Source organism: Bifidobacterium hapali, from assembly GCF_002259755.1.
Lineage (GTDB): Bacteria > Actinomycetota > Actinomycetes > Actinomycetales > Bifidobacteriaceae > Bifidobacterium > Bifidobacterium hapali.
Genome location: NZ_MWWY01000054.1, coordinates 1 through 10,325, shown reverse-complemented (window position 1 = coordinate 10,325; position 10,325 = coordinate 1). Strand labels below are relative to the sequence as shown.

The window sequence follows — 10,325 nt, the reverse complement described above, 5'->3', positions numbered from 1 at the left end:
CCAGCCTGATCTCCATCGCCCGGTATTCGGCGCGCAATCGCTCCAGATCGGCGTTCAGCGAGGCGATCTCGCCGCGCAGCGCATCCGCATCAGCCTGCGGTGCGGTATCCTTGCGTTCCGGTTCGTCCTTCGCCACCGCGGCCCCTTTCGTCTTGCCGAGCAATCGCCGCTTCCAGTTTCTCACTACCGACGAATCCACTCCCAATCCCTCCGCCACCTCACGCGAGCTCGCTCCACCGGACACGACCTTGAGCACGGCCTCGCGCTTGAGCTCCTCAGGTATGGGCCCGTGGCGAAGCCGGCGTTCGCCGGGCGCGAGCTCGTCAATCCACGAGGCCAGCAGCGTCTTGCTCGGATACCCCATTTGGCGGATCGTGCGGCTCGCTCGCCGCCCGTGCGTCAGGTAATGGTCCACCGCGTCCCGCCTCTGCTCCAACGTGTAACGCGAATACCGCTCGCCACGCGTCGAGGGTATTCCCGTCTTCTGTTCCTCGAGCCAGTCCCGATGCCACATACGCAACGCCTCACGACTGGGATACCCCAACTCCCGGATCGCGTCCGCCGCGCAGCACTCATACCTCACATACAACTCCACCGCACGCCGACGCTGCTCCCTCGTATACCTCGCCATGATGGCTCCTCCCGGATCACAGTCCAAGAAAACGGCACCACCTCATTCGTTAAAGTTTGCGTTTCGGAAAAACACTGCACAAACAGACGACATCAGCTTGACACAAGTTGTGTGTGCCTTCGGCCTGTATTCAGTGAGCATACTGTGTGCCAAGATCAAGCTGTGGCTTATCATGAGGATCGGTTCTTCCGTATGCTGGTTGGTATATGCCATATCACATGGCTACCTGCATCCGGTACTGCTTGGGTGTTATTCCCATTACTCGTTTGAATGATGCTGAGAAATAGTGCTCGTCCGAGAATTGAAGCTGTTCGGCTATTTCCTTGACTTGTAGTGCAGTGTTGCGCAGAAGTAGGCAAGCTAGGTTCATGCGGCTTTCGACATAGAACTTATGCGGTGTGACGCCGTATTCGGCTTGAAATACGCGATTAAGCTGGGATGTGGATAGTCCTACATGCTCTGCAATTTGTGGCACAGTGATGGGTTCTTCAGCGTGCTGCTCGATGTATTCTTTCGCTTGACGGGCATACAAAATATCGTTGGTGATCCCCGAGGGAATGTCGTCAGAGAGTTGTTCGAATATCTCATGTATCATCAGTGCACCTTTGGCTGCGACAGTGGTCGGTTGTTTCCGGTTGTCTTCGCACATAGATAGAAATGCGCGGAACAGTGGGTAGGCGTCACAGTCAGGGTAGTGATATCGGTACCCGAGATTGTACTGTTGGTAAAGAGAATCCACGAGACTACCCATCAAGTTGACCCATATCTTCTGATACGGGTCTTTGGGGTCAGATCGATAGTTATGTCGTAGACCTGCCGGTAAGAGGTAGACATCGCCAGCTTTTGGCTGGAAGAAGGTCTGTCCACATTGCACGTGACCTTTTCCTTGTATGACGTATTCTAGGCAGTATCTTGCAGAATGCTCGCGCGCGATGTGGTAATTGACGTCTGGGTAGGTTATCCCGGTCATCTCGACGTAGAAGCGTTCTCGATTGGGAAATTGGCTGGGTAGAAAACCGACAGTGTATTCCATGATTGAAAATCTAACTTATATACATGAAAAAAGCAAGAAACGTCGACTACATGCTTGTATTTCCAATGTATAGTAAAAGTGTCCGCATACAAGAGCAGTTTCCTAGGACTAAATGGTGCGAGCTTCATCCTTAAATGAGGCGCGGCCGGACGATTGGGATGAGTTGTCTCCGATGGGGGAGACGACGGTACTGCGTAAAAGAGAAAGGTGCTGATATGCGATCGTTGCATCCATATATCGTGAAAGCTGCAGCCGTGATTTCTTGTGCTGCGCTGATGACCACGTTGGCGGCTTGCGGCAATACGTCAGGTTCGTCTGGTAGCCAAAGTATTCGATTCCAGACATGGAACTTGAAGAACGACAAGTATACCCCCTATTTTGAAAATCTTATTGCCGCATTTGAAAAGGAAAATCCTGGTACACATATTGAATGGATTGATCAACCTGCAGATGGTTATGATGATAAGCTTTCCACCGATGCCTCTGCCGGTCAGTTGCCAGATGTTGTGAATGTTGAACCAAGTCAGGCTTATGTGCTTGCCAAGGCCGGTGCGATCATGAACATCAGTAAGGAAGATCCGGACGCTGAGAAACTATATACGGAGTCCTCTCTTAGCGGTGTTCATTATAAGGGCCACGGCTTTGAGGAAGGAGATTACGGCTACCCTTGGTACATAAACGTAAGCATGGCGTATATAGATACAAGTCTGTTCTCCAAATGTGGACTGGATCCCAACGACTATCCCAAGACCATGACCGACTTGTTGAATCAGGCATCAACATTGCATGCCAATTGTCCTGATGACTACATGCTCTCTGGCATCCCGCGATATTTGTCGACGTTTGCTATGTATGGCGTGGATACGATGAACGCCGATGGCACGGAGTACACGTTCAACAACACCAAGGGTGTTGAATTTCTTGATCGATACATTGATCTGTTCAGGGAAGGGGCTATTCCACAATCGGCGTTGAATCCGTCGTCTCAGGCCAACATCAACTATCAAGGCCATATTGCTTACATGGAAGGCAATGCCTATAGTGTCGATGACTACAAGACAAACGCGCCAGATATTGTCGATAAGCTGAAAGTCATTCCTCAGGCAACCAACACCACTCCGACGTTGTGGGAGCACATGATGGTGGTAAGCCGAACAACAAAGAACAAGGAACTGTCCTATAAATTTGCCCGGTATGTGACTAATGCAGACAACCAGCTGGAGTTTGCCAAGCAGGCGCACGTCTTCCCCTCAGCAAAGGGCGTAATTGATGATCCGTCATTCAAACCGACTGACGACAGTCTTCAGTCGGAAGCGATACGAGTGGCTATCCAACAGATCAACGACGGCAAGGTAAGCAATAATCCTCCATCATTTGCGGAAGCCACAGGCGAAAACTATCTAGCTGATCAGATTGGTAAGGCGTTCCAAGGGCAGATCACAGCTAAAGAGGCATTGGACAGTTCTGTCAAATATGCTAATGAGCGGTTGAAGTAGACATGAACGGATCAAAGAGGCAAGAGCGGTCGGCTCACGAACCGGCCGCACGGCCTGTGAATAAGATAGAGACAGCAAGCAAGACCGTCAGAGATGGTCACAGACATGTCTCCCAGTGCAATGGTGCGTACCTGTTTGTACTTCCTGCGGTGTTGATTCTTGCGGTGTTTGTGTTAGCTCCATTCGTGAACACCATACGATATGCCTTCACTGATGCGACACTCTTCTATTCGGGATCGTTTGTGGGATTGAACAACTTTCGTACCCTGCTAACGGATCCAATCTTTTGGACGGCGATGCTGAACTCGTCGTTGTACGTAGTCTGTGTCGTGCCATTCATGGTGATATTGCCGTTGATACTCGCGTCGTTGGTAGCTGGCGATTCAAGAATACTCGGATTCTTCCGTACTGCATTCTATGTGCCAGTTGTCATGTCAGCGGTTGTCGTAGGACTCATCTGGACGAACATTCTCGACACCAATGGCCTTATCAATTCGGCATTTCAGGCGATGCATATCATAGCTAAGCCGATACCATTCCTTACGGATCGCTGGCTGCTGCTGTTTAGCGCGATGTTTATTACTATATGGTTGGGACTTGGGTATTACATGATCATCTACCTGTCCGCGTTGGCAAACATAGATGATTCGTTGTATGAAGCGGCGTCTATTGATGGAGCTGGGCCCATTCGTCAGTTTCTCAGTATTACTATGCCGGGCTGCCGGTCAACCATTGTGCTCATCATGTTGATGTCGTCAATCGCGGCGTTCCGAGTGTTTAACGAGGTCTATGTGCTTACGGGGGGCTCCAATGGCATTGGTGGCGAGGATGTGACTATGACTATGCTGATCAAATCCGAAGGCACCGGCTTGACGGCCCGAGTGGGATATACCAGTGCGATCAGTATCGTGCTCATCATCGTGCTTGGCACTCTCATACTTCTTCAGACTCTGCTGCAACGCAAGAAGGGCTAATCATGAACATTCACAAGGTCAAAACGCAGCGAATTGGCAGTCCGGTCGGCAATGTCGTCCGCTATGTGCTGCTGGTCCTAGTCCTGCTGATGCTTGCTGGACCTCTGGTATGGGAGATCGCCCTATCACTTAAAGGTCCCAAAGACAATATCTGGTCGATGCCACCGTATCTTGTTCCGAAGGATTTCACTTTCTCAAATTATGTCAATGCATTGCGACGCATCCCGATCTTTACCTATATGGGTAATACTGTATTGGTATGCATTATGTCTGTATGTGGCAATGTGATAGGTGCGTCGTTAGCTGGTTACGCCTTGGGCAGACTGCAGTTTTGTGGTAGGCGACTGATCATGGGCCTCGTGCTATTCACCATGCTTATACCTGGAGAAGGCTTAATTATCAGTGTGTTTCTCATCGTTCGTTCAATGGGTTTGCAAAACACACTAATCGGTCTTGCACTTCCAGGTCTTATCGGCGCGTTAAACGTGTTGATCATGACTAATGCCTTCGCAGCAATACCCAATGAACTTGAGGAGGCTGCACAGATTGATGGGGCTAATCTATGGCAGCGTTTTTTCAATGTCTGCGTGCCTCAGGTAAGAGGAGCGATGACCGTGGTTGGTATCTTCTCCTTCGTTGGTGCGTGGAATGATTTCCTCTGGCCGTTGATCATTCTCAGCGATGAGAGTAAATACACGTTGACTGTTGGCTTGACGAGATTGAAAGGCACTTTCGTAACTGATCCTCGCTTGATTGCTGCTGGAGCAATGATGAGTCTCATTCCGATCATCATTATGTTCATCTGTGTACAGAAGTACTTCTTCAGCGGATTGCAACAGGGTGGTATCAAGGGCTAGTACATGGTAGAGGTGAATTCTAAGGGCTGCGCATGTGCATGATCGCTGTAGCGTAGGACACGCTGTAGCAATGTGTTTATATATAGCCGTCACAAATTAGACATCCAGAATAACGGTAAACAGGACATTTAGAGTAACAAAGGAGTTTGCATGTCCAACATTCCAAGGCCGGAATATCCACGTCCGCAATTTGTTAGAGATCAGTGGATGAATCTCAACGGTACATGGACTTTCGAGTTTGATCCTGGTGATTCCGGGTTTGAACGTGGTTTTGTTAATAAACAGTTCGCCAGCACGATCATTGTGCCATTCTGCCCGGAATCTGATATGTCGGGAATCGGTGACACAGATTTTCATGAAGCTGTATGGTATAGACGCGAGATTGTCATCCCTGACGAGTGGCGGGGAATGGACGTACTGCTTAACGTCGGTGCATGCGATTATGACACCACAGTATGGGTCAACGGAGAAGAAGCTGGTCGTCATCGAGGCGGTTCGACATCGTTTAGCATTGATGTCACTGACATGATACGTTTCACATCCGAAACGACGGTGGTCATACGCGCTCGTGATTCACGGCATGATGTACAGCCGAGAGGTAAACAGTCTACGTGGTATGCAAATTCCGAGTGTTACTACACTCGGACTACCGGAATCTGGCAGACGGTGTGGTTGGAACCTGTGCCTCACATTCATCTGCTGAGACCTCGAATTGTAGCGGACATCGATAGGCCGTCTTTCACAGTAACGCTTCCGGTAAGTCAAAGCATGGAAGGGTATCGTGTGCGTGTGGTGTTGCGTAACGCTGAGGGACGGCGGCTGTCGTCGGATGATGCGGATGCCTCATCGCAAAGTAGTCCGGTGCTGTTTTTGCCTATTCCACAGCAGGACAAGCATCTATGGCAATTGGATGATCCATATTTGTACGGTTTAGATTATGATCTGATTGATTCGTCTGGGCGCACGGTTGATCATGTCGTAGGTTATGCCGGTTTGCGTTCCGTCGCTATTCGCGGGCAGCAGTTCCTCATTAATGGAAAGCCGGTTTTTCAGCGTCTTGTGCTCGATCAAGGATATTGGTCGGAATCATTGCTCACTGCTCCGAGTGACGAAGCGTTGGAACGCGATATTATTTTGTCTAAACAGGCTGGTTTTAACGGCGCCCGGTTGCACCAGAAGGTATTCGAAGAGCGATATCTCTATCATGCAGATAGACTAGGCTACTTGGTATGGGGCGAATTCGCAGACTGGGGTTGTTCGTCGCAAGGCCCATCCACTGATTGCCAGAAGCCGACCGTCGGTTATATTAAGGAATGGACTGAAGTCGTAAATCGAGATCTCAACCATCCATCCATCATTGGATGGTGTCCGATGAATGAAACGTATCAAGTGTTGACTGATCGCATCACAGATCTTGACACGGTGATGCAGGCTATGTTCGACATTGCGAAGACAGTGGACGGTACACGGCCGGTACTTGATTCCAGTGGATACGCTCATAGAGTGCGAGCAACAGACATATATGATGCGCACGATTACACTCAGGACCCTGACGAGTTTGAGAAACTTCTGACGCGACCTGTGCCGTTCATGAATACGTTCCAAGGCAGAACGGAATCTGTCCCTTATCATGGACAGCCGTATTTCATCAGTGAATTCGGAGGCATCTGGTGGAATCCTGACGTGAGTACACGTACTGGCACTGATGTAACGGTATCGTGGGGCTACGGCAGACCAATCACGAACATAGAAGATTTCTATGATCGGTTCAGCGGACTAATACGGGTGTTACGAACGAACGGTAACATGTTCGGATATTGCTATACGCAGCTAACGGATGTGTTCCAAGAAGAAAACGGTCTTTACACGTTTGATCGGACCCCAAAATTCGATATGGAGCGGATAAAAGCTATTCAACTGGCGTATGAGTAGCTATCGGGAACGAGTTTACCGGTTTCACACACGGGGCAGTGACCTGTCGGAGGCATCACGATGTGCTTGTTTAGAGACAACATCTGTCCCGCCTCTGGATACGTGTATGTAGTGACGTAGGTGTGAGGAGTGGTCTACTTGTATAACGGCATCTTTGCGAAGGAGGAAATTGGTGCTGACTGATGACCGTACAATATCACCCTATCTCAAGGTGACTAATCTTACCGTAGAACATTGGAATCCTACTGATAGATTCATAGGAGTTGGAACTGATTCTCCTCGTTTGTCATGGTGCATCGAGGCTAACGGTCAGAACGAGAGTGTCACGCAGCAAGCCGCAGTTATCGAAATTACTGACGATAAAGGGTTAACGCAGCAGTTTGTCATTGAAGGTCAATGTCATACGTTTGTAAAATGGCCGGGCCGCAGACTCGTATCCCGTGACGTGGTCTACATCAGGGTATCGGTATACGCCGGTACCTCATGGAGTGCGTGGAGTGATTGGGTTGTTGTTGAGGCGGGTTTGTTTCGGGTGTCTGATTGGGTGGCGTCGTTTGTTGCGCCGGTTGGTATTGGGGTGATGGGGGAGTCGGCGCCGTTGTTGTTTCGTTCGTTTGCTGTGCCTGTGGTGGTGAGGCGTGCGCGATTGTATGTTACTGCGCATGGGGTGTATCAGGTGATGGTGAATGGTCGTGTGGTGACGGATTCGGTGCTTAATCCTGGTTGGACGTCGTATCGGTCTCGGTTGCGTTATCAGTGTTTTGATGTGACTGGTGTGTTGCGTGTTGGTGGTAATGAGATTGCTGTGTTGCTTGGTGATGGGTGGTGGCGTGGTCATCTTAAGTGGGATGGTGGTAGCGCGTTTTATGGGGATGAATTGGCTGTGTGTGCGCAGTTGGAGGTTGAGCTTGTTGATGGTCGTACCATGATAATTGGCACTGACCCACTGTGGCGTGCGTGTAACAGTCGTGTTATCAGTAACAGTCTGTACCACGGTTCGACGATCGACTATACGGTTGATCGTTTTACTAACGATGGTCACACGTATGCTGTTCGTGTTGTCGAGCAGGATATGGGTCAATTGGTTGCTTCTGATGGGCCGTTGATGTGTCGGACTGGTATTTTGACTGCTCAACGGGTGTGGCGTAGTCCGTCGGGTAGGTTGTTGGTTGATTTTGGTCAGAATGCGGTTGGTTGGGTTCGGTTGACGGTTCGTGGTTTTGAGTCGGGGCATGTGGTGAGTGTTCGTCATGCTGAAGTGTTGGAGGATGGTGAGCTTGGTATTCGCCCGTTGCGTAAGGCGAGGGCTATGGATACGTATGTGTTGGATGGTTCGGTTGAGCGGGTGTTGGAACCGGTGTTTACGTTGCATGGGTTTCGGTATGTGCAGATTGATGGGCTTGATACGATCGATGGTAATGATATTGAGTTTGTTGTTGTTGGTACTGATTTGCGTCGTGTTGGCTGGTTTGATACGTCTGATGTGATGTTGAATCGACTGTTTGAGAATGTGTGTTGGAGTACGCGTTCGAATTTTGTTGATATTCCGACTGATTGTCCGCAGCGTGATGAGCGGCTTGGTTGGACTGGGGATATTCAGGTGTTTAGTCCGACTGCGTTGTATGTGTATGATGTGTCGGGGTTGTTGGTGTCGTGGTTGAAGGATGTTGCGGTTGAGCAGTATGCGGATGGTGGTATTCCGTTGGTTGTTCCTGAACCGGATGCTGTGCAGAAGGATCCTACTGCTTGTGCGTGGGGTGATGCGGTAATTATCGTGCCGTGGAATGTTTTTCTTGCGACTGGTGATGTGCAAGTGCTTGAACGGCAGTTGTCGAGCATGATGGCGTGGATGGATCATGTTGTGTCGCTTGTTGGGCCGTCTCGGTTGTGGCGGGGAGGGTTTCAGTTTGGTGACTGGTTGGATCCTATGGCGCCTGCGGATAAGCCGTGGCAGGCGAAAGCTGATCGTGATGTGGTAGCGACGGCGTGTTTTGCTCGGTGTGCGAGAGTGTTAGCTCAGGCGTGTCGTGTTGTGGGTGATATGGTTTCTGCTGACCGGTATGATCATTTGGCGCGGGAGGTGTGTGTCGCGTTTCGTGATGCGTTTGTTGATACGGATGGTCGTATTCAATCTGACGCGCAGACTGTGTATGCTGTGGCTATTCATTGGGGTTTGTTGACGGTTGATCAGCGGCAGCGGGCTGGTGAGCGTTTGGCGCAGCTTGTTGACGAGGCTGGATATCACATTGCTACTGGTTTTATTGGTACTCCGGTTATTTGTGATGCGTTGAGCGAAACTGGTCATGCGGATGTGGCGTGGCGGTTATTGAATCAGCGGGAGTGTCCGTCGTGGTTGTATCCCGTTACGATGGGGGCGACTACTATGTGGGAGCGTTGGGATTCCATGCTTCCTGATGGGCGGATTAATCCGGGGGAGATGACGAGTTTTAATCATTATGCGCTTGGCTCGGTAGCGGATTGGATGGTTCGTACGATTGCGGGTTTGTCTCTGGCTGCTCCGGGTTGGCGTTCAGTGTTAATCCGACCACAGTATTGTGATCGTTTGGATCATGCGTCTGCTTCGCATTTAAGCCCGTATGGGATGATCGAGACTTCGTGGACACGTGAAGGGACTGTGGTTAGCGTGTCAGCAACGATTCCCGAAGGCGTGGACGCGACAGTGATACTACCCGACGGTACGACACATACAGCAGGCTCCGGAATCCACTCGTGGCACGCCAACATGCATGATACCGACATTTCACCGATCAGACAACAATAGGAGGTAGTGCCCGGATTCTTGCGCACTTTGGTCTTCGCCCGGCTCTGCGACGATGATCAGTTCGCTACTGGTACGCTCTCACCGAGCCGGGACATGTCGAGGTAACGGCGCGTCGACCACTCGTTCGAGGTCACGTAGCGGACGCGCGCGCAGACGAGCATCAACGCGCTCCGCCCGTCCGGAAACGAGCCGACCACGCGCGTGCGTCGCCTGATCTCGCGGTTCAATCGTTCGATCATGTTGTTCGTACGGATGCGCCGGCGATGTTCCCTCGGATAGTCGTCGAGCAGGTAGGTCGTCGTCTCGCTAATGCCTTCGCGCAGGCATTTGGCAGCCTCTCTGAGCTTCCTTGTCTCCAGTTCCTTGGCGACGGATTCCGCCTTCTCCAACGCCTTGTCGCGTGATTCCATAGCAAACACGGCCTTAAGCGCGTCCGCAGCCCACTCCCGGTTTCTGGGGTTGACCTTGGCGAGGATATTGCGTTCGAAATGCACCATGCACCGCTGATAACGCGCCTCCGGCAACAGTTCGTTCACGGCGGCCACGAGTCCCGCGCACCGGTCACCCGTTACCAATCGCACGCCCTTCAACCCACGCGCGAGCATACCGGTAATGAATCC

8 protein-coding genes are annotated in these 10,325 nt (G+C 50.9%); 5 read left to right on the top strand and 3 right to left on the bottom strand.

Going from position 1 to position 10,325, the window contains the following annotated elements; all coding sequences use genetic code 11:
• On the bottom strand, positions 1-631 hold a 631-nt coding region (locus BHAP_RS11035; RefSeq protein ID WP_143248807.1), incomplete at its 3' end, for a transposase.
• A 214-nt stretch (positions 632-845) separates the two neighbouring features.
• Complete coding sequence (locus tag BHAP_RS11030; protein ID WP_094730712.1) at positions 846-1,664, bottom strand: AraC family transcriptional regulator; 819 nt, start codon at positions 1,662-1,664, stop codon at positions 846-848.
• A gap of 215 nt (positions 1,665-1,879) precedes the next feature.
• On the opposite strand from BHAP_RS11030, the gene BHAP_RS11025 reads away from it, so the two are divergent.
• The 5 genes from BHAP_RS11025 (at position 1,880) to BHAP_RS11005 (ending at position 9,705) form a co-directional block, all read left to right on the top strand.
• Positions 1,880-3,160 (top strand): ABC transporter substrate-binding protein, encoded by a 1,281-nt coding sequence (locus BHAP_RS11025; RefSeq protein ID WP_158216482.1) that lies wholly within the window; start codon positions 1,880-1,882, stop codon positions 3,158-3,160.
• Positions 3,161-3,162: 2 nt separating this feature from the next.
• On the top strand, positions 3,163-4,134 hold the full coding sequence (locus tag BHAP_RS11020; protein ID WP_094730710.1) for a carbohydrate ABC transporter permease: 972 nt from the start codon (positions 3,163-3,165) through the stop codon (positions 4,132-4,134).
• Between the two features lie 2 nt (positions 4,135-4,136).
• Complete coding sequence (locus tag BHAP_RS11015) at positions 4,137-4,991, top strand: carbohydrate ABC transporter permease (RefSeq protein WP_094730709.1); 855 nt, start codon at positions 4,137-4,139, stop codon at positions 4,989-4,991.
• Positions 4,992-5,141: 150 nt separating this feature from the next.
• Entirely contained in the window at positions 5,142-6,923 is a 1,782-nt protein-coding gene (locus BHAP_RS11010; protein ID WP_094730708.1) for a glycoside hydrolase family 2 protein, read from the top strand.
• Positions 6,924-7,095: 172 nt separating this feature from the next.
• Positions 7,096-9,705 carry an alpha-L-rhamnosidase gene (locus BHAP_RS11005; RefSeq protein WP_094730707.1) on the top strand — a complete coding sequence of 870 codons (2,610 nt, stop codon included), beginning with the start codon at positions 7,096-7,098 and terminating at the stop codon, positions 9,703-9,705.
• A 56-nt stretch (positions 9,706-9,761) separates the two neighbouring features.
• Here the strand turns inward: BHAP_RS11005 and BHAP_RS11000 are convergent.
• A partial coding sequence (locus BHAP_RS11000) for an IS256 family transposase (RefSeq protein ID WP_211279725.1) occupies positions 9,762-10,325 on the bottom strand: 564 nt, incomplete at its 5' end.